This is a genomic window from Bacillus sp. FJAT-14266 (assembly GCF_001719225.1).
Classification (GTDB): Bacteria; Bacillota; Bacilli; order Bacillales; family Bacillaceae; genus Bacillus; species Bacillus subtilis.
In genome coordinates this window covers 1,541,563-1,563,289 of the sequence record NZ_CP017072.1, presented here as the reverse complement: position 1 = coordinate 1,563,289, position 21,727 = coordinate 1,541,563, and the positions used below count along the sequence as shown (strand labels likewise).

General features: G+C 44.3%; 27 protein-coding genes and 1 other annotated feature. Of the genes, 7 read left to right on the top strand and 20 right to left on the bottom strand.

Translation table 11 applies throughout. The features are described 5' to 3' along the window. Nucleotides 1–7: 7 nt before the first annotated feature. From ruvA to iolG, 4 genes are all read right to left on the bottom strand, one after another. Nucleotides 8–613, bottom strand: a complete 606-nt coding sequence (ruvA, locus tag BGM23_RS08065) for a Holliday junction branch migration protein RuvA (protein WP_003229717.1) — start codon at nucleotides 611–613, stop codon at nucleotides 8–10. A 138-nt stretch (nucleotides 614–751) separates the two neighbouring features. Then, nucleotides 752–1,264 (bottom strand): sporulation cell-cell signaling protein BofC, encoded by a 513-nt coding sequence (gene bofC, locus BGM23_RS08060; protein WP_003229715.1) that lies wholly within the window; start codon nucleotides 1,262–1,264, stop codon nucleotides 752–754. Nucleotides 1,265–1,311: 47 nt separating this feature from the next. Further along, nucleotides 1,312–2,619 (bottom strand): MFS transporter, encoded by a 1,308-nt coding sequence (locus BGM23_RS08055; protein WP_003246197.1) that lies wholly within the window; start codon nucleotides 2,617–2,619, stop codon nucleotides 1,312–1,314. A 70-nt stretch (nucleotides 2,620–2,689) separates the two neighbouring features. Beyond that, nucleotides 2,690–3,715, bottom strand: a complete 1,026-nt coding sequence (gene iolG / locus BGM23_RS08050) for an inositol 2-dehydrogenase (protein WP_029727129.1) — start codon at nucleotides 3,713–3,715, stop codon at nucleotides 2,690–2,692. A gap of 237 nt (nucleotides 3,716–3,952) precedes the next feature. On the opposite strand from iolG, the gene BGM23_RS08045 reads away from it, so the two are divergent. Next, a complete protein-coding gene (locus BGM23_RS08045; RefSeq protein WP_003246159.1) occupies nucleotides 3,953–4,600 on the top strand; it encodes a phosphotransferase in 648 nt (215 codons plus the stop codon). Between the two features lie 45 nt (nucleotides 4,601–4,645). Here the strand turns inward: BGM23_RS08045 and BGM23_RS21790 are convergent, their stop codons facing one another. Further along, nucleotides 4,646–4,768: a hypothetical protein gene (locus BGM23_RS21790; protein ID WP_003229707.1), complete on the bottom strand. Its 123-nt coding sequence runs from the start codon at nucleotides 4,766–4,768 to the stop codon at nucleotides 4,646–4,648. On the opposite strand from BGM23_RS21790, the gene BGM23_RS21785 reads away from it, so the two are divergent. The 3 genes from BGM23_RS21785 to BGM23_RS08025 all read left to right on the top strand — a co-directional run bounded on the left by BGM23_RS21785 (nucleotide 4,748) and on the right by BGM23_RS08025 (nucleotide 7,064). Continuing rightward, entirely contained in the window at nucleotides 4,748–5,299 is a 552-nt protein-coding gene (locus tag BGM23_RS21785) for a DUF5412 family protein (RefSeq protein WP_375847151.1), read from the top strand. The genes BGM23_RS21790 and BGM23_RS21785 overlap by 21 nt on opposite strands. A 6-nt stretch (nucleotides 5,300–5,305) precedes the next feature. Next, the gene (locus tag BGM23_RS08030) at nucleotides 5,306–5,446 is read left to right on the top strand and encodes a hypothetical protein (RefSeq protein ID WP_029727127.1); all 141 of its coding nucleotides are present in this window, start codon (nucleotides 5,306–5,308) and stop codon (nucleotides 5,444–5,446) included. A 163-nt stretch (nucleotides 5,447–5,609) separates the two neighbouring features. Then, nucleotides 5,610–7,064 carry an alanine/glycine:cation symporter family protein gene (locus tag BGM23_RS08025; protein ID WP_029727126.1) on the top strand — a complete coding sequence of 485 codons (1,455 nt, stop codon included), beginning with the start codon at nucleotides 5,610–5,612 and terminating at the stop codon, nucleotides 7,062–7,064. A gap of 40 nt (nucleotides 7,065–7,104) precedes the next feature. On the opposite strand, the gene BGM23_RS08020 is transcribed toward BGM23_RS08025, so the two are convergent. The 6 genes from BGM23_RS08020 to nadB all read right to left on the bottom strand — a co-directional run bounded on the left by BGM23_RS08020 (nucleotide 7,105) and on the right by nadB (nucleotide 13,465). Then, nucleotides 7,105–7,827: a YebC/PmpR family DNA-binding transcriptional regulator gene (locus BGM23_RS08020; RefSeq protein WP_004398802.1), complete on the bottom strand. Its 723-nt coding sequence runs from the start codon at nucleotides 7,825–7,827 to the stop codon at nucleotides 7,105–7,107. Between the two features lie 102 nt (nucleotides 7,828–7,929). Then, entirely contained in the window at nucleotides 7,930–8,526 is a 597-nt protein-coding gene (gene sgpA / locus BGM23_RS08015) for a spore germination protein SgpA (RefSeq protein WP_029727125.1), read from the bottom strand. Nucleotides 8,527–8,673: 147 nt separating this feature from the next. After that, nucleotides 8,674–9,837 carry a spore coat assembly protein SafA gene (safA, locus tag BGM23_RS08010; protein WP_029727124.1) on the bottom strand — a complete coding sequence of 388 codons (1,164 nt, stop codon included), beginning with the start codon at nucleotides 9,835–9,837 and terminating at the stop codon, nucleotides 8,674–8,676. A 116-nt stretch (nucleotides 9,838–9,953) separates the two neighbouring features. Further along, on the bottom strand, nucleotides 9,954–11,060 hold the full coding sequence (nadA, locus tag BGM23_RS08005; protein WP_029727123.1) for a quinolinate synthase NadA: 1,107 nt from the start codon (nucleotides 11,058–11,060) through the stop codon (nucleotides 9,954–9,956). Further along, nucleotides 11,047–11,916 carry a carboxylating nicotinate-nucleotide diphosphorylase gene (gene nadC, locus BGM23_RS08000; protein WP_029318181.1) on the bottom strand — a complete coding sequence of 290 codons (870 nt, stop codon included), beginning with the start codon at nucleotides 11,914–11,916 and terminating at the stop codon, nucleotides 11,047–11,049. Before nadC ends, nadA begins: the two co-directional genes overlap by 14 nt. Continuing rightward, entirely contained in the window at nucleotides 11,870–13,465 is a 1,596-nt protein-coding gene (nadB, locus tag BGM23_RS07995) for an L-aspartate oxidase (protein ID WP_029727122.1), read from the bottom strand. The genes nadC and nadB overlap by 47 nt, the downstream gene beginning before the upstream one ends. A gap of 102 nt (nucleotides 13,466–13,567) precedes the next feature. On the opposite strand from nadB, the gene nifS reads away from it, so the two are divergent. After that, complete coding sequence (nifS, locus tag BGM23_RS07990; RefSeq protein ID WP_029727121.1) at nucleotides 13,568–14,755, top strand: cysteine desulfurase NifS; 1,188 nt, start codon at nucleotides 13,568–13,570, stop codon at nucleotides 14,753–14,755. Next, nucleotides 14,715–15,257 (top strand): transcription repressor NadR, encoded by a 543-nt coding sequence (locus BGM23_RS07985; protein WP_004398582.1) that lies wholly within the window; start codon nucleotides 14,715–14,717, stop codon nucleotides 15,255–15,257. Before nifS ends, BGM23_RS07985 begins: the two co-directional genes overlap by 41 nt. A gap of 23 nt (nucleotides 15,258–15,280) precedes the next feature. Here BGM23_RS07985 and pheA read toward each other — a convergent pair whose 3' ends face one another. The 4 genes from pheA to spo0B are packed head-to-tail and all read right to left on the bottom strand — an operon-like array spanning nucleotide 15,281 to nucleotide 18,557. Continuing rightward, the gene (gene pheA / locus BGM23_RS07980) at nucleotides 15,281–16,138 is read right to left on the bottom strand and encodes a prephenate dehydratase (RefSeq protein WP_029727120.1); all 858 of its coding nucleotides are present in this window, start codon (nucleotides 16,136–16,138) and stop codon (nucleotides 15,281–15,283) included. 16 nt (nucleotides 16,139–16,154) lie between these two features. After that, on the bottom strand, nucleotides 16,155–16,598 hold the full coding sequence (gene thrR, locus BGM23_RS07975) for a transcriptional regulator ThrR (RefSeq protein WP_003222630.1): 444 nt from the start codon (nucleotides 16,596–16,598) through the stop codon (nucleotides 16,155–16,157). A 60-nt stretch (nucleotides 16,599–16,658) separates the two neighbouring features. Continuing rightward, nucleotides 16,659–17,945: a GTPase ObgE gene (gene obgE, locus BGM23_RS07970; RefSeq protein WP_029727119.1), complete on the bottom strand. Its 1,287-nt coding sequence runs from the start codon at nucleotides 17,943–17,945 to the stop codon at nucleotides 16,659–16,661. Nucleotides 17,946–17,978: 33 nt separating this feature from the next. Next, nucleotides 17,979–18,557 (bottom strand): sporulation initiation phosphotransferase Sop0B, encoded by a 579-nt coding sequence (spo0B, locus tag BGM23_RS07965; RefSeq protein ID WP_004399131.1) that lies wholly within the window; start codon nucleotides 18,555–18,557, stop codon nucleotides 17,979–17,981. Nucleotides 18,558–18,634: 77 nt separating this feature from the next. Here spo0B and BGM23_RS21780 point away from each other — a divergent pair, with 77 nt between their 5' ends. After that, nucleotides 18,635–18,757 (top strand): hypothetical protein, encoded by a 123-nt coding sequence (locus tag BGM23_RS21780; protein WP_003229671.1) that lies wholly within the window; start codon nucleotides 18,635–18,637, stop codon nucleotides 18,755–18,757. Between the two features lie 120 nt (nucleotides 18,758–18,877). Here BGM23_RS21780 and rpmA read toward each other — a convergent pair whose 3' ends face one another. The 5 genes from rpmA to spoIVFA form a co-directional block, all read right to left on the bottom strand. Then, nucleotides 18,878–19,162 carry a 50S ribosomal protein L27 gene (gene rpmA, locus BGM23_RS07955; protein WP_003222623.1) on the bottom strand — a complete coding sequence of 95 codons (285 nt, stop codon included), beginning with the start codon at nucleotides 19,160–19,162 and terminating at the stop codon, nucleotides 18,878–18,880. 12 nt (nucleotides 19,163–19,174) lie between these two features. Beyond that, on the bottom strand, nucleotides 19,175–19,513 hold the full coding sequence (locus BGM23_RS07950; RefSeq protein ID WP_003229669.1) for a ribosomal-processing cysteine protease Prp: 339 nt from the start codon (nucleotides 19,511–19,513) through the stop codon (nucleotides 19,175–19,177). Between the two features lie 2 nt (nucleotides 19,514–19,515). Next, nucleotides 19,516–19,824: a 50S ribosomal protein L21 gene (rplU, locus tag BGM23_RS07945; RefSeq protein WP_003229668.1), complete on the bottom strand. Its 309-nt coding sequence runs from the start codon at nucleotides 19,822–19,824 to the stop codon at nucleotides 19,516–19,518. A gap of 13 nt (nucleotides 19,825–19,837) precedes the next feature. Further along, nucleotides 19,838–19,913: a sequence feature (ribosomal protein L21 leader region), on the bottom strand. 57 nt (nucleotides 19,914–19,970) lie between these two features. Further along, a complete protein-coding gene (spoIVFB, locus tag BGM23_RS07940; RefSeq protein WP_004398649.1) occupies nucleotides 19,971–20,837 on the bottom strand; it encodes a stage IV sporulation intramembrane metalloprotease SpoIVFB in 867 nt (288 codons plus the stop codon). Further along, nucleotides 20,830–21,624 (bottom strand): stage IV sporulation protein SpoIVFA, encoded by a 795-nt coding sequence (gene spoIVFA, locus BGM23_RS07935; protein ID WP_029727118.1) that lies wholly within the window; start codon nucleotides 21,622–21,624, stop codon nucleotides 20,830–20,832. The genes spoIVFB and spoIVFA overlap by 8 nt, the downstream gene beginning before the upstream one ends. Between the last annotated feature and the right edge of the window lie 103 nt (nucleotides 21,625–21,727).

The following is a 21,727-nucleotide window of genomic DNA, read 5'->3' as shown; positions in this document are numbered from 1 at the left end:
CATCACCTTACTTTAATAGTTTTTGTAATGCTTTTTTCACATATTGGTCTGTTGTCAGCCCAATTTCTTCTTTAAGGTGAGGAAGCACCTTTTTGATTTCTTTTTCAGCATATCCGAGAACCCTGAGGGCTTCAAGTGCTTCTTCAAGAGCCGTTTCCGCTGTTTGCTTTTCAAGCCTTTCTTCATGATTAAACAGATTTTCAATCATTTCAGGCACAACATCTGCCAGCTTTCCTTTTAAATCTAGAATAATCTGGCGTGCGGTTTTCTTTCCTACTCCAGGAAACTTGACCAAAAAAGCTTCATCCTCATTTTCAATTGCTTGGATGACCGCTCCGGGATCACCCGAGCCCAAGATGGCAAGTGCTCCTTTCGGGCCAATTCCGGTCACGTTTAACAGCTTTGTAAAGAGCGCCTTCTCCTCTCTTGTTGAAAAACCGTAAAGCGAAAAAGCATCCTCTCTGATATGATGGTATGTAAAAATCGTTTCCTGGCTTCTCTCCTTATATATAAACGGATTCGGCGTGAAAATCTGATAGCCGATGCCGCCGTTCTCTATGACAATATATTGGGGAGATACATAATCAATCGTCCCTTTAACAAATTCAATCACGCAAATTCACCTCTTTGACTGTTCTTCATTGTACCATAAAAACAGCCAAAGTCTTATAGAAAAGTTAACATATGTTCGCTTCTCTCTCATTCTTTCACGAAAAAAAAGACATGAATACATGTCTTCAATCAGCGGACGTTACCCGCTGTATGTCTTCATATGTTCGATGACATCCTCAAACTCCGCTTTTGTCCGAAATGGAATGCCTTTCAGCAGATTTTTTTGCATATGGCTTTCCAGCCTTTCTAAATCAATTTGAAAAAAAGACTGAATTGGTTCGGAAGCTGGCTCAGGCCGCCCATGAAAAGTGGAAATCACTCCATTATCCGATACACCGATATACCCGTTGACCTTGCTGAGCGGAGATATATCGTCCATTTGCTTCCGGAAGAGCACATATCCCTTTTTTTGTTCCACAAGCGTCCACCCGGCATAAGCTGCCCAAAAATCATCCATAGAAAACACTTTTTCATGCTTATGCTCAATGCTGACATCGCCGTCCAAATACACCTTTTCAAGCTGCACATGCACCTGCAGCGGCTCATAGTGCTCCACTTCCGCGCCAAGTGCGCGGGAAGGAGCTCCTATTAAAAATACTGCCGCTGAGCAAAGAATGCCCAGCAAAAGATACGCCGTGCTGAATCGTTTCACCCTCTACACCTCTTTGCACACGTTTATGATTAGTTTGACCAAAGAGGCTACTGCTTAACCGTTTTATCAAAATTTGTCTGCACATTTTCCCTGACAAACCGTTCCTCCGTATACACATCTGTGCTTTGCTCAGAAATTGTCAAGAATCGCGTCAGAAAGGCACTGAAAAAATACAATGCCGCAAAGATCCAAATCACGCCGCCTGCACCGAGCGGCCCAATGAAAAGACTCACGATGCCCGGCGCGATAAACGCACATAAACCAGATCCCAAATTCAACACTGACATGGCAGCACCTTTATTATCAGGTGCAAGCGTCGGCAAAAGCGCGCTTAATGGGACGTACCCTGCTAAAGCCGCGCCGTAGCAGCAGGCGATAATCATGAGCACCCAATACTGATGCCCGATCAGCTGAGGCGTGTAATACAGCGCCAGCGTAAAAATACCGCATCCGACACCGCCAAACCACATGACCGTATTGCGCCAGCCAAGTTTATCTCCGACTGCACCGAAAATGATATTAAACACAATATTCACAAAAAACAGCGTCCCCCATATTTGCAGCCATTCCGAAACCGAATACCCGTATCGTGCTAAATAAGTAGGAAGAAAGATGGCAAATCCAAATTGTCCTATCGCATTAATCGTCTTGACCACTCCGCCGATGCCTACCTTAGGGTTTTCAAACATAATCGTAAATGCCTTCGACAGTTCTTTCCATTTCGGCTGATCTTGTTTTTGTATCGGAGTAAATTTATCTTTGTTAAAAAATAAGGCAAGAATTCCGCCTGCCGCCACAAACAGTAAAGCGCTCCAAAGCGTATTGATTTCTCCAAAGGCCGGAACTGCATAGCTGGAATAGAACGGGCCGAGCACGTTAAGGCCGCACGTAAACATAAACCAAAACCATCCGACGGCTTTTCCGAGAATATTTTGAGAGGTGCTGTATGACACCCATACGAGAAAAGAGTATGCAAACAGCGGATATCCCAAGCCTCTAAGAGCATAGCTGCCCAAGAGAGCCGGATAATACATATGAGGAATCGCCCAGCCGATAAAAGCGGCCGAACCGAGGATAAATGCAAGCAATCCGACAGTCATCGTTTTTCTCGGCCCCCAAGTTTGGACAAACGTTCCTGAAAGCCAAGCTGAGATGGTGACAGCAATGCCGTACATGGTAAATAACGATGCGGATTGCTGCATACTGAGACCATGATCAACGAGAAAAGGAGACAGCCAGCCTTGTTCGAGGCCGTCTCCAACCATAAAGATGACAACGCCAATATAACCCCAAACCATGTGAGAAGGAATTCCGATTTTGTTCAAAACATTTCCTTTAGCATGTACTGTATTCATTTTCTCCACCGCCTACTTAAAGTATCAATGGAGTATATACCCAAGCTTGCTGAATTGTAATCCTGTTAGATTAAAAAGCGATTTTTTCAGTGTGCTCAATGCTAACAGGCATGCCAAAAGCAAGCGATTGCTGTGCTGCTCTGGCGATCCTTCCGGCCTGTAAACCGTCATTGCCGGTGCAGGGAGTCTCCTGGTTTGTGCCGATCGCTTCTGCAAAACAGAGAATCTCCTCCTCATATGAATCCTTATAGCGTTCAAGGAAAAAGAAATGCGGTTTATCCTTCATCACAAAATCAGCTGTTGACACCTCAACCGTAGTCGGCCTGCTATTGTCAGCCGCTGCAGAGCCTTTCGTCCCGAAAACCTCAACCCGCTGGTCATATCCGTACACAGCTTGGCGGCTGTTATCAATCACAGCCATGGCACCGTTTTCAAAAGTCAGTGTAATAACAGCTGTATCAATATCACCCAGCTCCGCGAAAGAAGGATTCACCAAAGCCGCCCCTTTGGCATACACTTCCGTCACTTCGCTTCCCATAATATATCTGGCCATATCAAAATCATGGATCGACATATCCATAAACAATCCGCCTGACGTACGGACATAATCTATATTCGGAGGTTCTGGGTCCCGGGACGTGATTCTTAATAAATGAGGTGTACCGATTTGACCATTTTCAACAATCGTTTTGATTTTCTTAAAATGAGGATCAAAGCGGCGGTTAAATCCGACTTGAAGTGTTACCCCGTGTTTCCGGACAGCCGCAAGCGCTTCACTCGTTTCGTCCAGAGAGAAACTAACGGGCTTCTCACAAAATATATGCTTTTTCGCCTCGGCTGCTTCTTTGATCATCTGTGCATGTACGGCTGTAGGAGAGCAAATAAAAATAGCATCAATATCAGGATCATGTAATAAATCACGATAATCAGAGGTTATGTATTCAATCTGATGACTGTCGGCCCAGCTTTTTATACGGCTTGCCTGAATGTCAGAGACTGCTTTTATTTTCATGTGAGGAATCCGGCTTATATTTTGAACATGAAGTTTGCCGATGCGGCCTGCACCGATAATCCCTGTTACAATCTGTTTTGTCATGGCTTCTTCCCCCTTGATCATTCACGAAAGCGCTTTATTTAAAATTAATACTATCCCATTTGTAAGCGCTTTTCAAGAATGGAAATTAAACGTTCTATGTCTCTTTTATCACAATTCATGCTTATAAGTAGCCTTCTTCTTCAAGACCAGATACACTAGAATTAGGCTCTTTTTCCTGAACAGTTTATGATTTTCCTATAAACAGCTGCATAAAATAGCGCAAAGAAGGTGAATGAAATGCTGACAAAAGCAGAGGCACTGGCCCATACCGTCATATACCGCAAGAACAGCAGATTTGATAAAGTCAAAGAGAAATCCGAGGAATTAACACTAATCGGCAAGGGAAGAAGCGCCTATGTGTTTGCCTTAACAGAAGGCGGTCGAAAAATGGCGCTGAAAGTATTTTTTCCGGAATATCAAGCGACAGCAGTCAAAGAAGCAGCGATCTATGAAAAATTAGCCGGGTCCGCATTCTATCCTGACATTTACGAAACTGGCGATTCATTTATTCTCATGGAATATATTAAAGGTGAAACCTTTTATAACTGTCTGAAGAAAGGCATTGCAATCAGTGATGACATGATTCAGCAGGTTGAAGAAGCGCTTTCTGACGCCCGGGCAGCCGGACTGAACCCGTCAGATATTCATTTGCGGAATCTGATATTGACAGAAACCGGGGCGGTGCGGGTGATTGATGTTGCGAGATTTGAGCAGACAAAAACATGCACGCAGTGGGACGACTTAAAATCCGCATATCATGCACTCTACAAAAAACCGATATTCCCCAAAAAGATTCCGGGTTTTTGGCTGGAGATTATCGCATTTTTATATAAGAAAGATTGGTTTCAAAAGCATTTCGCACAGCGGAAAAGAAAATATTCTTAAATCAAAAAGGCAGCCGCACAAGCGGCTGCCTTTATCATGTATTTTTTACTTTCTGACGGCAGAAATCAGTTTCATTTGTTCAGGCGACAGCTTAATTCGATAGCCTCTCACAGTTAAGTAGACCGCTTCTGGGTCCTTCTCGCCGGAATGACAATACGTTTTTTCCATTTCTGTCTCCCCTCACCCTTTATTGGCTTTATTTCATCTTATCATTGCTTTATTAAGGTAATTTTAAAGAAATGTAAAGATCATATGAATCCGATATATAGTAAAATGAGAGAAAAAAAGGGAGAGAGTCACATTAAGACACGCAGCAACATCCCGCTTATTATGTTTGCCCTGCTGGTCTTCTTCGGCGGCGCCATCTATTGGATGTTATTTTCACTAAAAAACGTTCCGAAAGGCAATCTCGTCCAATCGGTTGAATCGCCGGACGGCAGCTATACGTTAAACACTTATGTATCCGAAAACATCTTGAGCTTAGATGCAGCCAGAGGTGAACTTGTAAATGAAAAAACACTTGTCAAGAGAACAATCTACTGGAATTACCCGGACAGCCGCCCAGCAGTGACGTGGATCAATCACAATACAGTGAAAATCGGCAATCAGACTTTACATCTTGATACTGATGAAACGTATGATTGGCGAAAAGATGATCATTGGATCCGTGAAGAACCGCCGCAGGCGTCAGTGAGGTGATGAAACATGAATAAGATGAACGGAACAAATGATGACAAGCATTTCAATCATTTTGTGATTGCTTTATCCTTTATATACGGTTTGACTGAACTAGGCTATTTGTTGCTGAAGGATTTTATAACAATTGCCATAAGTTTGCCTCTGTAGAAAAACGCAGCGTAGTCGATACGCCGCGTTTTTTCTTTTTCCCTTCCTCTTCTTATTGATAATTACAGGTCATATAATGTGACAAATCGATTGTAGAAATAGTTCGATTAGACCAAAATCCTTTTTATACATGTATTCGAATTTGAAGTGAGGGGGAAGCTTGATGGCAGATTTTGTTGCTAGTTTGAATGCGGTCTTATGGAGTACGCCCGTCATTTATATTTTATTGGGAATTGGATTCGCCTTTTCAATTATGACCCGTTTTTTACAAGTCCGACATTTAAAAGAAATGATTGTTCAGATGTTCAAAGGCAAGAGCTCTGAAGCCGGCGTTTCATCTTTCCAAGCGTTATCGATTGCGCTGTCCGGCCGTGTGGGCACAGGAAACATCGCGGGAGTGGCGACAGCAATTGCATTCGGCGGACCCGGTGCAGTGTTCTGGATGTGGGCGATTGCCTTTATCGGGGCGGCGAGTGCCTTTGTAGAATCAACGCTTGCTCAAATTTACAAAGTGAAACAAGACGGTCAATATCGGGGCGGCCCTGCTTATTATATAGAAAAAGGCTTAGGCATTAAGTGGTTTGCCGTCTTATTTGCCGCTGCTGCCCTTATTGCAATGGCCTTTCTAATGCCGGGCGTACAGTCCAACTCCATTGCGGCTGGGATCCAAAATGCATTCGGCATCTCTCCTTTCGTCACAGGGTGTGGTCTGGTTTTATTATTAGGGTTCATTATTTTTGGCGGCGTCAAACGAATTGCCAGTGCGGCGCAAATGATTGTTCCATTTATGGCCATTGGATATATCCTGCTGTCTTTGATTATTATTGTCATGAATGTGTCTGAATTACCTGCTGTGCTCTCATTAATATTCAAAAGCGCCTTTGCATTGGATTCCGCTTTTGGCGGCTTGATCGGCATGGCGATTTCCTGGGGCGTTAAACGTGGCATTTACTCAAACGAAGCCGGCCAGGGAACAGGCCCGCATCCGGCAGCCGCTGCAGAAGTTTCTCATCCGGTCAAGCAGGGACTGGTTCAGGCATTTTCTGTTTATATTGACACCTTGTTTGTATGTTCCGCTACAGCTTTCATGATCTTGTTTACCGGCATGTACAATACCCAGGCTGCAGATGGTTCCTTTATCGTTCACCAGCTTAAAGGCATAGAAGCAGGACCTGGTTTCACACAAGCGGCAATTGACAGTGTTCTTCCCGGATTCGGTGCAGGCTTTGTTGCCATCGCTTTATTCTTCTTCGCTTTTACAACAATTATGGCGTATTACTACATCGCAGAAACAAATATCGCCTATTTAGCACGAGGCAGAGAAAGCAAATGGGCAATGCTTGGCTTAAAACTGATTATTTTAGCCGCCACATTCTATGGTACTGTGAAAACAGCTTCACTTGCTTGGGCATTAGGGGATGCAGGGCTTGGCATTATGGTATGGCTGAACGTCATTGCCATTGTGCTGCTTGCCAAGCCGGCGCTCCTTGCTTTAAAGGATTATGAGCGCCAAAAGAAGCAGGGCTTAGACCCGATCTTTGATCCAAAAGCGCTGGGTATCAAAAACGCTGATTTCTGGGAGAAAGAATACACTCATGAAAGTGAACGTGTCTCCTGAACATACTAAAACCGGCCCGATATGACCTCGTGCCGGTTTTTTATGAACGATAGTTTGTATACACTTCTTGAACATCATCGTCATCTTCAAGGACGTCTATTAATGTTTCCAGCTTCTCAACAGCCTGATCATCGGCTTCTGCATAGGTATTGGGAAGCATGGTCACCTCCGCCGAAGAAATTAGATATTTCGATTCGAGGGCTGTTTTCACCTCTTCAAAATGCTCAGGCTCTGTGAAAACCTCATATAGGTCTTCTTCAATTCGCAGCTCTTCTCCTCCTGCTTCAAGCACATCAAGCATGAGCTCATCTTCTTCTATTTGCCGTTCAGTACGGTCTATCGTAATGAACCCCTTTCGTTCAAATAAAAAGGCTACACATCCGCTTTCTCCCAGACTTCCGCCATTTTTATTAAAGGCTGTCCGCACATTTGACGCCGTTCGGTTTTTATTATCTGTTACGCATTCAACCATGACGGCAATCCCTGAAGGGCCGTAGCCTTCATAGGTGATTTCTTCATAGCTGCTTCCGTCTTGGCCTCCCGCAGCTTTTTTAATGGCCCGATCTATATTTTCATTCGGCATATTGGCGCCTTTTGCTTTTTCGATGACAAGACGCAATGCTGAATTTGCTTCTGGATCCGCTCCGCCTTCTTTCGCTGCCACATAGATTTCTTTTGCCAGCTTCATAAATATTTTCCCGCGCTTTGCATCCTGTGCATTTTTTCTTTTTTGAATGTTTTTCCACTTGGAATGGCCTGCCATGTTTTCACCTTCTTTTACATTTTCTATGTACACTTTAATGGGAAATGTTCGCTGATGCAAAGAAAAAGGCTGCCGAATATCACTTCCGGCAGCCCTTCCTTCCTAGCGGTTGTTCATTTTATGAAGTTTTCTGAACAGCCCTTTATCTGTTGATACTTGGACGTCACGGCCATTTACATAGTTGCGCGCTGCTTTTACAACATTATCTCTGTCAGACTTTGTGAACTCTCTGTGGCTTTTGACTGCGATAACTACTCGGTCATCGGATACCATAACTTGTGTGTCATTGACGTTTTTCACTTGTTTCACACGGTTGGCAATTTTTGCAGCCAGTCTTCTGTTTTCTTGGTTGTCATACCCGTTGTTCGCTGCATTCCGATTCATGTTTCGGTTATTCGTGTTGTTATATGTTCCGTCAGTTGCCAAAGGAACACGATCGTCAGCAGTAACACGGTCACGGTTATTTACATTCGTGGTGTTTCGGTTACCGTCGTTCTGATCCTCCATTAATTCAGAAACAGGACCATCGTGGTCGATTCCGTCTCCCTGTCTATCGGCGTCATTTTCATTTGTATAATATCCGATTGGACGGGTATTGCCGTTATTGCGCGTATCATTCATAGCATTATCGTTTGCTCCGCATGCTGTTAAGCCGGCTGTCATTAGAATCAGGCTAGCGATCGTCATTTTTTTACCCAATGGAAAAACCCCCCGTGGACGAATTGAGCATGTTTGCTCGCTTTTATCATGTGCGTATGGGGGGCATGTTAAGCGTGTCAGTTCTCTCCATTTGGCAGTGATCTGCTTGAAAACAAAAAAAGGAACGATTTACATCGTTCCGAACGATCACTCATTTTCTTCTTCCGGACGGCCAAACATTTGGTTTACAGAAGGCTGGTTCGTCATTGGCATAGAAACTCCTGCCGAATATGGGTTTGGATTTGGGTTAGCTGTGCCATATGGCATATTAGGGCTTCCATAAGCTCCCATTCCCGAATGGCCAGACGCAGAGAAATATGGCTGATGATCACCGTCACAGCCGCAGTCGTCATGATCTTTGTATGGCATGTAACCATGAGCCGCAGCAGGCTGGTATGCTCCCATTACTTGGGGAGTGCCGTAATAAGGGCCATACGGCATATGTCCATACGGAGATCCATAAGCCGGAGATGCGTATTGCGGCGCACCGTATGAACCGTAATGTCCGTGATGGCTGTTTTCATGATGCTGGTTTTCATAACCCGGGTCATACTGAGGCGATACAAAGCCTGGCTGGTATCCATGCATCGGATGCATTGGATAAGCTTGTGCCGGATAGTACGGATAGCATAATCCTGATCCTGGAAGAATTGGCGAAACAGGCACCGGACACGGTACGAAATGAGCCGGATAATGATAATAAGGCTGAACAGCCGGCATCGGCATATTCGGAACTGTGTGATGAACGTTTTCCTCTTCTATACCGCCTACCTCTGGCGCCTTTGGCATATTAGGCATATTCGGATAATTTGCATTTTCCATATTACTCATAGCCTCCTGTTGTGGAAATTGGTCTTGCATATGATACATATGATCCATATTTCCGTCATGATGTTTTTTCGGCTCCTCCGGTTTAGGAGGCGACCAAGGCTGGAAAAGCTGTTTCATATCATAATAATCGTTCACATCAGCTTCAGGGTACACATTTTCCTGCAAATTAGGCATCGGCGGGACATACGGCATGGACTTCTTTTCTTTCGGCTTTGTGTCTTCTACATCGACAACGGATTTAGGCTTCTCTTTCGCATATGGATGTTCTTGCTTCACACTCCCGGCCGCAGGACTTTTGCCCGCTTTTGGCTCTTTTCTGACCGGGACTCCTTCTGACGGCACTTTTATTTTCATTCCAGGCATGATTAAGTCTGGATTGCTAAGCTGTGTATTGAGTTTTTTCACTTCCTCAACATCGACTCCGTACTTTTCAGCTATTTTCCAGAGCGAATCGCCTTTTTGAACGATATGGATTTTCAACGTTTTCCCCTCCTATGCAAAACGTGAACAGTTCAGCTGTGATTACAATATGTTTCTTCACAACATATGCCTGAACAAAAGAAGTTATGAGTAAAGGAAGGGAAAATATTTCTGATCTACGTGATCGAAAGCATTCGATTCAGGGCAAGGAGTGCATCTTCCTGAATGGCTTTTGGCACCTTGATGACGCCTGAAGGTTCTCCTTTTTCAATTTGTTCCAGCGACCACAACAAATGCGGCAAATCAATTCGGTTCATTGTCAGGCAAGGGCACATGTCAGGGTTGAGTGATTCGATTTGTTTATCTGGATGCTCGTGAATGATCCGCTGAACAAGATTCATTTCTGTCCCGATTGCCCACTTGCTTCCCGTCGGAGCCTGATTGATTGTGTCGATAATATATTTCGTTGATCCGTTATCATCGCTTAGTGTCACGACTTCGTGTGAGCATTCCGGGTGCACAATGATCTGAATGTCGGGGTCTCGCTCTCTCATATCATGGATATTTTTAGTGGTGAATTTCTCGTGAACAGAGCAATGCCCTTTCCACAAAATCACTTTCACATTCGTATGACCGGATTCAGCTACTAATTCATCTTTCATCGGGTCCCACACAGCCATATCTTCAAGCGCAATGCCCAGATCATAAGCCGTATTTCTCCCTAAATGCTGATCAGGCAAAAATAAAATTCTTTTTTTCTGTGTAAACGCCCATTCAAGCACTTTTTTCGCATTCGAAGAAGTCACAGTTGCTCCGCCATGCTTTCCGACGAATGCCTTGATCTCTGCAGTGGAGTTCACATAAGTTAAAGGTATGATCGTATCTCCAAATATATTCTGAAGCTTCTTCCATGCCCTATTGGTCTGCTGCATGTCAGCCATGTCAGCCATAGAACATCCAGCTCTCATATCTGGCAGGACGACCGTTTGCTGCTCGCTTGTCAGCATATCGGCGGTTTCTGCCATAAAGTGAACGCCGCAAAATACGATATAATCCGCTTCTTTGTTTTTTTCCGCTACTTGGGCCAATTGCAGGGAGTCGCCTGTTTGGTCAGCAAATTGTATCACTTCATCCTTTTGATAATGATGGCCTGGTATAAAGAGCCTGCTGCCGAACTTTTTCTTAATGGCGGCAACGCGCGTTTCCATATCCTTTCTCGATAGTTCTTTATAACTTTCGGGCATCATATCATTCGATTGTTTGATCACATCAAGAATTGACATAACGGCATTCCTCCACAGATTCATTTGATAACGTAACATCCATGCTGATATCTAAACTTTTGACGGAATGAGTCAGAAATCCTAATGAAATATAATTCACACCCGTCCCTTTAAAAGCAGGCAAAGATTCTAACGTAATCCCGCCAGAGGCTTCAGTTTTTATATGAGCCGGTGTGAGCTTTGCAAAATGACGGACCGTATCAGGCGGACAGTTGTCAAACATAATAACATCCGCTCCAGCTGCAATTGCTTCCCGCAGCTGTCCCTCCGTTTCAATTTCCACCTCGATATTTACCATGTGCCCTGCGGCCTGACGGGCTTTTTTGCACGCCTCTAAAATAGAGCCGCATGCTGCGATATGATTATCTTTAATCATGATGCCGTCATACAAACCGAATCGATGATTATACCCGCCGCCGGCTCTGACAGCATATTTCTCCAGCATTCTGAGCCCCGGTGTTGTTTTTCTCGTGTCACAAATTTTAATCTGTTCATCATCCAGACACCGAACAGCCTCTCTTGTCATTGTCGCAATTCCTGACAGCCTCTGAATAAGATTTAATACGACCCGCTCTCCTGAAAGGAGCGCAGCTGCGGGACCGTGTAACTCGGCAATCACTTCACCTTTATGCAACATGTCCCCATCTTTTTTGTTTAAAATGATTTGAACATTTTCGTCCAATAACGAAAAGCCTTCTTTTATGATCGCTGCTCCTGCAAAAATACCCTCTGACTTTGCAACAATCTCCGCTTCACAGCTCTGTTCTCCAAAAATAGACTGTGATGTAAGATCCCCTGTCCCAATATCCTCAAGAAAAAAGTGATTCAGTAATTTTTTCAGCTGTAAATGATTCATTGTTCCAAATCCCCTCGTTTTTTCTGATCTTCGTTCCTTTTTTTGTATGGACAATTTGTCTTCCTTGCCAGCTCACCTCAGCATGAGGAAAATCGGTTCGGAAGTGAGCCCCTCTGCTTTCCTCCCGCAAAAGCGCAGAAAACGTCATCAGCTTTGCAGTTTGCCATAGATGAGAAAGCTCCATCTGCCGAATTGTGATATCCTTCACATTTACTTCCTGAAAAGGCAGCGTATGAAGCCAGATGCTAAGCTCAATCAAACTGCTTTGTTCCCGCAGAATAGACATGTGGCTTGTCATTTTGCTTTGCAGTTCATACACCTCTATATCCGGCACCTCGTAGACGACACTGGTTTCTAGCCCTGATTGATATTGCCTGTTATAAACCGGTTTTTGGATAATATGCTCTGCTGCCCTTTTTCCAAATACCAGCGCTTCCAATAAAGAATTGCTTGCAAGCCGGTTTGCTCCATGTAAACCGGAGCATGCTGTCTCGCCAATCGCATAAAGCCCCGGCACTGTCGTTTCTCCCCAGCGATTAACTGAAACACCTCCCATTAAGAAATGCATTCCCGGAGCAACAGGAATTTTTCCGCTGTGGATATCAATCCCTGCTTTTTCACAAATAGCGGTGATAGTAGGGAAACGCGTTTCAAAATCAGAAATCGCACTGAAGTCTATATAAACGCGATTTCCTTTTGCCATTTCTTCGTGAATAACCCGTGAGACAATATCTCTTGGAGCCAGGTCACCTAAAGGATGCCGTTCAGCCATAATCCTGCGGCCGTTTTCGTCTACTAAACATCCGCCTTCCCCTCTGACAGCTTCTGAAACAAGCCCGTAGAAAACACCATTTTTCACAAGCAGTGTCGGGTGAAACTGAGTAAACTCCAAATCCGTTAATTCCGCCCCGGCCCGGTAAGCCAGAGAAAGACCGTCACCTGTGACAGTGAGATCATTCGTATGGTGAAGAAACAGGTTTCCACAGCCGCCGGCAGCCAGCACAACTTCGTCTGCGTGCCTTACCTTGAGCCGCCCTTTGCTGTCTTTTGTCATGACGCCGATACATCGTCCGTCCTCTATAAGCAAATCTGCTGCCATTTCATTCTCGATTAACTTGATTTTGCTGTTGATCCGTTTGAGCAAATAATCGATAAGCAGCCTGCCTGTTGCGTCTCCGCCTGCATGAAATATGCGGTTGTATGAGTGGGCCCCTTCTCTTCCAAGACAAACACCGCCTCGTTCATTGCGGTCGAATGGAAATCCACGCTCCAATAGGCTTTGAACCATCATTTTTCCATCATGTAATACGTCTGCTGCAATAGCTAGATTATTATGGCCGCATCCTGCGTATAACGTATCCTCCAGATGGGCTTCAATCGAGTCATCTTTTGCATAGGCCGCAGCAATCCCGCCTTGTGCATAGACAGAATTGCTGTTTTTGACGCTTTTTTTTGTGATAACAGTCACTTCGTATGAGGGCGGGAAAGCTGCAGCTAAGGAAAGTGCCGCCGCCCCTGAACCGATGACTGCAATCGTCTTTTTAGACATATGCCATCCTCCTGTTGTTTACACCTGTCTTGACACCTATATTTACACAAGGATAAAATAAACTCAAGAGTTTTTTATGGAGAACGGATGGAGGAAGACCGGATGATTTATTTAGATTATGCAGCGACAACGCCTATTTGTGAGGAAGCCCTTACTGTATATCAGAAGCTTAGTATGGATATGTACGGAAATGCCAGCAGCCTGCATGATGCAGGAGGAAAAGCAAAGCACATACTGGAGTACTGCCGTGAAAAAATCGCCAACATCATTGGCGGAGAAGCAAGCGGCATCTATTTTACAAGCGGCGGCACTGAATCCAATTTTCTGGCCATTCAATCATTGCTAAACGGCCTGCCAAAAACGAAAAGACATTTTATTACGACTGCCATGGAGCATCAGTCCATTCATAATTGCGCTGCTTTTTTGGAACAGCAGGGATATGATGTAACAGTCATTGAACCGAATGAATACGGGCTTATTACCGAGGAAATATTACTAGCCCATATCCGGCCGGAAACAGGCCTTGTATCTATTCAGCATGCAAATTCTGAAACCGGGATCATTCAGCCCATTCACCGCCTGTCTTCATACCTGCACAATAAGGGCATTCTTCTTCATTGCGACGCTGTTCAAACGTTTGGAAAGATCCCGATCAATACAAAAAATCTGGGAGTAGATGCACTCTCAATGTCCAGCCATAAAATCCACGGTCCAAAAGGAGTAGGGGCGGTCTATATCCGTCCGGATGTCCCTTGGAAACCCGTTTATCCTCTGACTACTCACGAATACGGATTCAGAGCCGGCACCGTAAATGTTCCCGGGATCGGTGCCTTCACTGCCGCTGCAGAATTGATCGTAAGCGAAATGGAAAAACAGATATCCCGCAATGAGGCATTAAGAACTTACTTTCTAGACCAAATCCGTATTCGGTCTCTCCCTGTAACCCTTGCGGCAGACACTTCGCAAGCAGAATGTCTTCCGCATATTATAGGGTGTTTTTTTCACTCATTTGAAGGACAATATGTTATGTTAGAATGTAATCGGAGTAATATTTGCATTTCAACCGGCAGCGCTTGTTCTGCAGGTTACCACGGTCCGTCTGAAACAATGAAAGCATTAAGAAAAACCGAACAAGAAGCTCTGCAATTTATCCGCATCTCTTTTGGCAGGCATACAACAGCTGAACAGCTGGAACAGTTATTACATACGTTTACAGTGCTTTGGGAACAAAAGAAAGGAGAATTTGATATTGACCGAAGAATTAAAGCTAATGGGCGCCAACAGGCGTGACCAGCTTCTTCTGTGGCTGAAGGAATCTAAATCACCGCTGACAGGAGGAGAACTCGCAAAAAAAGCGAACGTTTCAAGACAGGTTATTGTACAGGATATATCGCTCTTGAAAGCGAAAAATGTACCGATTATCGCCACAAGCCAAGGATATGTATACATGGATGCAGCCGCTCAGCAGCACCAGCAGGCAGAAAGAATCATAGCATGTCTGCACGGTCCTGAACGGACAGAAGAGGAACTGCAGCTCATCGTCGACGAAGGCGTTACAGTAAAAGACGTAAAAATCGAGCATCCCGTGTATGGAGATTTAACTGCAGCCATCCAAGTAGGCACCCGGAAGGAAGTTAGCCATTTCATTAAAAAAATCAATTCTACGAATGCTGCCTACTTATCACAGCTGACCGACGGCGTGCACCTGCATACACTGACAGCACCTGATGAACATCGCATCGATCAAGCTTGCCAAGCCCTCGAAGAAGCCGGCATTTTAATTAAAGACTAAAAAAAGCCCTCTAGAGGGCTTTTTTATAATTGGTAAGACTGGTATGCACCCAGGAGCTTTACTTTGCAGCCGAGCGCTTCAAGCTCCTGCATGGCCCCTGGAATCAATACATCATCAAACGCTTTCTCAATATCAATAATAAAGAAATAATGGCCTAATCCGGTTTTAGTCGGACGTGACTCAATTTTTGACAAGTTTAAATTTCTCCAAGAAAATGCAGACAGCACTCTATGCAGCGCCCCGGACTGATCATCCTGCGGCAGCATGACCATTAAGGTCGTTTTGGGCCTAGAACTCAATTTTGAATTCACTTCAAAAGATATGTTTTCATCAGGAGACAGGATAACAAATCTTGTATGATTGTCCCTATAATCCTGTATATCCCGTTTCACGATTTTTAATTCGTATGTAGAAGCTGCCATATCATTGGCAATGACCCCGATATTCAGCTCTGGATGGTCACTGACAAACTTTGCTGCCGCCCCGGTAGAATTGGCGTATTCATATGGAACGGAAGGAAAATGTCGATGGAGAAATTTATGGCATTGCGCAATCGCGTGTGAATGCGAGTAAATTCTGTCGAGCTCTTTCCATGCATTCTCTCTTGAGGGATGAACGAGCAAGTGCTGATGAATCGGCAACGTCATTTCACCCACGATTGGCAAGGGCTGTTCATGTATTAAATAGTCTATTGTTAGATTAACAGATCCTTCTAAAGCATTTTCCAAAGGAACAAAAGCAAAATCAACTTCGCCTGCAACGGCTGCATCTATACACTCCGGAATGGTGCGGTAAGCAACATGTTCGGCGCCGTTTTGAAAACAAGAACTGACTGCTAGATGTGTAAATGTAGCTGCTGGACCTAAATAACCGACTTTCATGACGATTTTCTCTCCCTTATGCACCTGAACCTAATATTTCAACCTTTTCTACAAAATCAAACTTCCTGAGCTTATTCATTAATGTATGAATGTCTTCTTCCATTGCCGACGTACTGATAGACAGTGTCACATTTGCTCTGCCTTGAAGCGGAATGGTCTGGTGAATGGAAAGAACGTTGCTTCCAGAATCAGCTACCGCCTGAAGAAGCTGAGATAACGCACCTGACCTATCCTCCAAATGAAAGAAAAGTGTGATAATTTGTTCTTTTACCATGGTGTAGAATGGAAAAACAGCATCCCTGTATTTATAAAACGCACTTCTGCTTAAATCGACCTTTTGAACGGCATCTGCTACTGAATCTGCTTTTTTTCGATCAAGCAGCTTTTTGACTTCTAATGTTTTTCTCATTGCATCGGGCAATACATCTTCACGGACAAGATAAAATGTCTCCTCTTTCATTTGCATCCCCCCTTTAAAATAGAGAGCCTGGCACCAGGCTCTCTTTTCAGCCAACATTCATTAATCAATAAATTCAAATTCAAATTCCAGAAGCCTGATTATATCTCCATCCTTGGCTCCGCGTTCTCTGAGTGCTTCATCAACACCCATTCCGCGCATCTGTCTTGCAAACCGTTTAACCGATTCATCACGTGAGAAATCAGTCATCTTGAATAACCGCTCAAGGCTGTCTCCTGAAAGCACAAATACACCGTCTGGATCGCGTGTAATGTTAAATGGCACTTCTTCATTTTCCATCGTGTACATGACACGGTTTTGTGTAAGCTCTTCCTCGTCATACAGCGGGAATTCCGGTGTGTTCTCAAGCTGATTGGCAACCTCAAACAGAAGCTCACGCAGACCTTCTCTTGTCACCGCACTGATCGGGAATACCGGATAATCATCCGTCAGCTTTTCTTTAAAGGCTTCGAGATTTTCCGCAGCCTCCGGCATGTCCATTTTATTTGCAACGATAATTTGCGGACGCTCAGTGAGACGCAGATTGTACTCGCTCAGCTCCTGGTTAATCGTAAGATAATCCTCATACGGATCGCGGCCCTCTAAGCCCGACATGTCAATGACGTGAACAATAACCCTCGTCCGTTCAATATGGCGCAAAAACTGGTGGCCCAGTCCGATGCCTTGGTGTGCGCCTTCAATCAGTCCTGGCAAATCAGCCATGACAAAGCTGCGTCCGTCATCCGTTTCAACCATGCCGAGATTCGGGACAAGCGTTGTAAAGTGATAGTCCGCAATTTTCGGTTTTGCAGATGAGACAACAGACAGCAAAGTCGATTTTCCCACACTCGGGAACCCGACAAGCCCGACATCCGCAAGCACTTTTAATTCAAGAACAATGTAGCGTTCTTTTCCCGGCTCGCCGTTTTCTGAAAGCTGAGGCGCGGGATTAGCCGGTGTAGCAAAGCGGCTATTCCCTCTTCCGCCTCTTCCGCCTCTTGCAATGACAGCCCGCTGTCCGTGCTCTGTTAAATCAGCGATGACCTGTTTTGTATCATCGTCTGTCACAACGGTGCCCGGCGGAACTTTAATAACCATATCATCAGCATTTCGTCCGTGCTGGTTTTTGGACATGCCATGCTCGCCGCGAATCGCTTTAAAGTGTTTTTTGTATCTAAAATCCATCAGGGTGCGGAGACCTTCATCTACTTCAAAAACGACGTCTCCTCCCTTACCTCCGTCACCGCCGGCAGGGCCGCCTTTCGGCACATATTTTTCACGGCGAAACGCAACCATACCGTTGCCGCCGTCGCCGCCTTTTACATATACTTTGACCTGATCTACAAACATAATGTCCTCCGTTCTAAACCGTTAAAAACTCCGCTAGTCCAACCCAATCTCAATCAGACATTCGTGACTCGTGATTTCAAAACGCATGATATCAACGTCCTCATATCCATTCTGCCGAATATCATCAAAAGCAGATGGATCGGCAAAGGCGCCGTGAAAATCAAGGTACAGAATCAGCTGTCTGTCAGGATGATCCGTTTGAAGCGAAACCGTTAAATGATTTTCACTCTCTCTGCTGACTGCTTGATCAAACAGATGAAACAGCTTTCTCATCAGTTTCGCCAGCTTTTGATCATAAGCCGACAAATCCTTAATTTCTCCGAGAACTTCATATTCAAGCGTCATATAATGGGTTTTCCAATTAAACGTAAGAAAATCAAACGCCAAATGCGGTGTTTTCAGGTTTGAGAGCTTTGATTCGTGCTTTGCGTCTATAACCATTTCTTCAATCATTTCAAAGACGCGGTCATACTTCTGCAAGCTTAAGTTTCCTTTAATCAGCTGCAGCTTATTCATCCAATCATGCCGGGAATGGCCAAGCAGATGAATCAGTTCGTTTGTTAATGCCGTGTCGCTTATATTTTCTTCTTGATTTTTTGAAACATCCTTCATTTTCGCACTCCCAATCATTTAATTTCTTATTTAGGAGTCTGTATAAGTGTGTATTATGAATTATAACAGAGAAGGCTTTGTTAGAAAAACAATTGTTTTTCCCAGAAATATCATGTTCCTTTTTTCTGGCTTTGGTTGATTTGCAGCCAGGCAGAACATTTTATGTATTACTGCTTGGGGAACATATCCAGTGGGTTTGAGATGTTTATTCTCATTCTTGGCGGGGTCTGCTCGCACATACTCTGCATTTCATTCTAGGTGTTTACTCCGCATATTGCAAAAAAAACTCCAGTCATCATCGACCGGAGTTTTTTGAATCATTATTGAGCTACAGGATATACGCTCACTTTTTTGCGGTCACGGCCGAAACGTTCGAATTTAACAGTTCCGTCGATTTTCGCAAATAGAGTGTCATCTCCGCCGCGGCCCACGTTTTCACCTGGGTAAATTTTTGTTCCGCGTTGACGGTAAAGGATAGAACCGCCTGTTACGAATTGACCGTCAGCACGTTTAGCACCTAAACGTTTAGCCTCAGAGTCACGTCCGTTCTTTGTAGAACCTACTCCTTTTTTAGAAGCGAAAAACTGAAGATCTAATCTAAGCATGTAGCTCACCTCCTATATTATGTTTGTGGTCACACGCAAGTTGTCTTTGTAATCCCGTTCGATTGTCTCCAGCGAAACAATCATGCCTTCAATCAGCAACTGAGCTTTTTGGCGTGCCTCTGGATCAAGAGATTCAGGGAATTCAAAATAAAAATAACCCCCGTCCTCCCCTATATCAAGAAGCGGCTCGAAGCCCGCGAGCACAATGACCGCGTTAACGGCTCCAAACACAACGGCTGTCACTCCGGCACAAACAAGATCTTGTCCATGTTCAGCAAAATTCGCATGGCCCGTCATTTCAAAAGACAATATGCCTTTATCATGAGACCTCCTGATTGTTGCCTGAATCATGCTTACGCGTTGATTTTTTCGATCGTCACTTTAGTGTAAGGCTGACGATGACCTTGTTTTTTATGAACGTTTTTCTTTGGTTTGTATCTGAAAACAGTGATTTTTTTCGCGCGGCCTTGTTTTTCAACTTTAGCCGTTACTGTTGCGCCTTCAACTGTAGGGTTGCCGACTTTCACGTTGTCTCCGCCAACAAACAAAACGTCTTCAAAAGTAACTGTTTCACCTGCTTCAGCAGCAAGTTTTTCGATGTAAACAGTTTGGCCTTCTTCAACTTTGATTTGTTTACCGCCTGTTTTAATGATTGCGTACATTCTCTGCACCTCCTATTAGACTAAGACTCGCCAGATACCAGGGGGCTGTAAAAGCTCTTAACACCTGTACTGAGCGGTTGTAGCAATGGTGCTACATCCATAACATTAAAAAATATACCAAAATACAAGCCGTTTGTCAATCAGTTTTAGTAGGGCAGAAGCAGTTCCTCCATGGAAGAATTCGTCCGCTTATCGGCAAAGTAAGCGTGCAGCACTTCATTCTCGTCAAGCTGGCTGAGCTTTTGGCCTGATTTTTCTATAATAATCGGATGCTTACAGCCACGTTTGAACTCGGCCATCACATGATAGACTTTATCCTCCGCCTTTACTGTCAGCGGCAGAAGTTTCTCAAGCTCCCTGTTTTTTCCGTAATACCTTTCGAGGAGAAATCTCACATGGATATAGTGCCTTTGCCGATATTCCTCAAACAAGGAAACAGCCAGAAAGACAAACAAAACCCATGCGCTGATCTGCAGAGGAATCACGAATAAAACCCAGCACCCGAGCAACAGGCAGAAGCAGAGCGACGTTTTTAGATTAAGCCGGTGAGCCTTTTGAAAAGGCAGCTGTTTGGAAAACAACAAAAATAACAGTTTTCCTCCATCCAGCGGCCAGATCGGCAGTAAATTGACAAATAAGATAGAAAGATTATAAAAGGTGAAGAGTTCAAAGGTATGCTGATGAATCACTGAGACTTCTGCAAGCATCCAGGCGGCAAACTGAAGCCAGATGTGCTGAAGAGGGCCGGCAATAATGACCGCAAACTCTTCCTTTAACGGCCGATTCCCGTGTTCTTCCACTTCGACCGTTCCCCCAAACGGCAGCAAAAAAACACGCTTGATTCTCCAAGAAAAAAATACGGCCAGAGCAGCATGCCCCAGCTCATGAATCAATACAATCAGGAGCAGACATAATAATGCTTTCATATGGCCTGTGAGCAAGCCCAGCGCCGCGATAATCCAAAGAAAAGGATGCACATGGATCTTTAAGATAAGGTCGAGCCATTTATTCAAATGTAATCACCTGAATCGGATCAATAAATTTATCGCCGTCTTTCATGGCAAAATAATAGACCCCTTTATTATGATCATCAAGCTTAATCGAACCGAGCTTTTTGCCTTTATCCACAAAATCATATAAAGCAACATCCACATCTTTGAGCTCGCCATAGATACTATAGGTGTTGTCAGCATGCTGCACCTTAACCGTCAGTCCCGTCTGGCTGTCTTTGCTGACTTCAACCACATAGCCTTCTTTTACACTATCAATCTTATCGCTGCTTGTTTCGACTTTAATTCCTTCCCCATTGTCCTGAAAATCCTGCTGTACTTTCCCGGATGCAGGCGCGATCAGATCTTTGCCTACTTCAATCTGCTGTTCCTTATTTTTGTGTTCAGGAGCCAGGAAAGCAAGCGGATTTCCGAATTTGGTTTCGAACCAATGGCTTGCTGAAGCAAATTGAAATTCAGTTTCAAAGGTTTTGGCTACGGCGGGTTTAATCTGACTGACGGGTCCAATGTTTGTTTTATAGGCTATAGCTGAAACGAGAACAAGGCAGGCCGACAGAAGACATTTCAGGATAATTGAATCTGTTTTCACCAATGGGTGTTTTCCGTTGAATGTTGGCATGTTATCTTCGTAGACCGGAAGTGTTCCATGCTTTTCCTGATCCGTTACCATCACCCAGGACGGGGGTTTCTGCTTTTCAGAAACTGTCTGAGTAGAGAAACGTTTTGAGCCGGAAAGCTGCTTTCTTCTTTTCTCTAATCGTTTTCTGATTTCATCTGCTCTGTGACTCATTGCCATCATCCTTTGCATTCGTTGGGTTTGTACATCATATGTCTTGTCCATGGCAAATATTCGGTTTAGTCAGGAACAAAGCAGGCAAAAACAAAAAAACCTG

Bases quoted from the DNA above. Each gene is read 5' to 3' on its own strand.
- BGM23_RS08055 (WP_003246197.1), bottom strand. From the start codon at position 2,619: ATGAATACAGTACATGCTAAAGGAAATGTTTTGAACAAAATCGGAATT.
- iolG (WP_029727129.1), bottom strand. From the start codon at position 3,715: ATGACAAAACAGATTGTAACAGGGATTATCGGTGCAGGCCGCATCGGC.
- BGM23_RS08045 (WP_003246159.1), top strand. From the start codon at position 3,953: ATGCTGACAAAAGCAGAGGCACTGGCCCATACCGTCATATACCGCAAG.
- BGM23_RS21785 (WP_375847151.1), top strand. From the start codon at position 4,748: ATGACAATACGTTTTTTCCATTTCTGTCTCCCCTCACCCTTTATTGGC.
- BGM23_RS21790 (WP_003229707.1), bottom strand. From the start codon at position 4,768: ATGGAAAAAACGTATTGTCATTCCGGCGAGAAGGACCCAGAAGCGGTC.
- BGM23_RS08030 (WP_029727127.1), top strand. From the start codon at position 5,306: ATGAATAAGATGAACGGAACAAATGATGACAAGCATTTCAATCATTTT.
- BGM23_RS08025 (WP_029727126.1), top strand. From the start codon at position 5,610: ATGGCAGATTTTGTTGCTAGTTTGAATGCGGTCTTATGGAGTACGCCC.
- BGM23_RS08020 (WP_004398802.1), bottom strand. From the start codon at position 7,827: ATGGCAGGCCATTCCAAGTGGAAAAACATTCAAAAAAGAAAAAATGCA.
- nadA (WP_029727123.1), bottom strand. From the start codon at position 11,060: ATGTCAATTCTTGATGTGATCAAACAATCGAATGATATGATGCCCGAA.
- nadC (WP_029318181.1), bottom strand. From the start codon at position 11,916: ATGAATCATTTACAGCTGAAAAAATTACTGAATCACTTTTTTCTTGAG.
- nadB (WP_029727122.1), bottom strand. From the start codon at position 13,465: ATGTCTAAAAAGACGATTGCAGTCATCGGTTCAGGGGCGGCGGCACTT.
- nifS (WP_029727121.1), top strand. From the start codon at position 13,568: ATGATTTATTTAGATTATGCAGCGACAACGCCTATTTGTGAGGAAGCC.
- pheA (WP_029727120.1), bottom strand. From the start codon at position 16,138: ATGAAAGTCGGTTATTTAGGTCCAGCAGCTACATTTACACATCTAGCA.
- thrR (WP_003222630.1), bottom strand. From the start codon at position 16,598: ATGAAAGAGGAGACATTTTATCTTGTCCGTGAAGATGTATTGCCCGAT.
- obgE (WP_029727119.1), bottom strand. From the start codon at position 17,945: ATGTTTGTAGATCAGGTCAAAGTATATGTAAAAGGCGGCGACGGCGGC.
- spo0B (WP_004399131.1), bottom strand. From the start codon at position 18,557: ATGAAGGATGTTTCAAAAAATCAAGAAGAAAATATAAGCGACACGGCA.
- rpmA (WP_003222623.1), bottom strand. From the start codon at position 19,162: ATGCTTAGATTAGATCTTCAGTTTTTCGCTTCTAAAAAAGGAGTAGGT.
- BGM23_RS07950 (WP_003229669.1), bottom strand. From the start codon at position 19,513: ATGATTCAGGCAACAATCAGGAGGTCTCATGATAAAGGCATATTGTCT.
- rplU (WP_003229668.1), bottom strand. From the start codon at position 19,824: ATGTACGCAATCATTAAAACAGGCGGTAAACAAATCAAAGTTGAAGAA.
- spoIVFA (WP_029727118.1), bottom strand. From the start codon at position 21,624: ATGAGTCACAGAGCAGATGAAATCAGAAAACGATTAGAGAAAAGAAGA.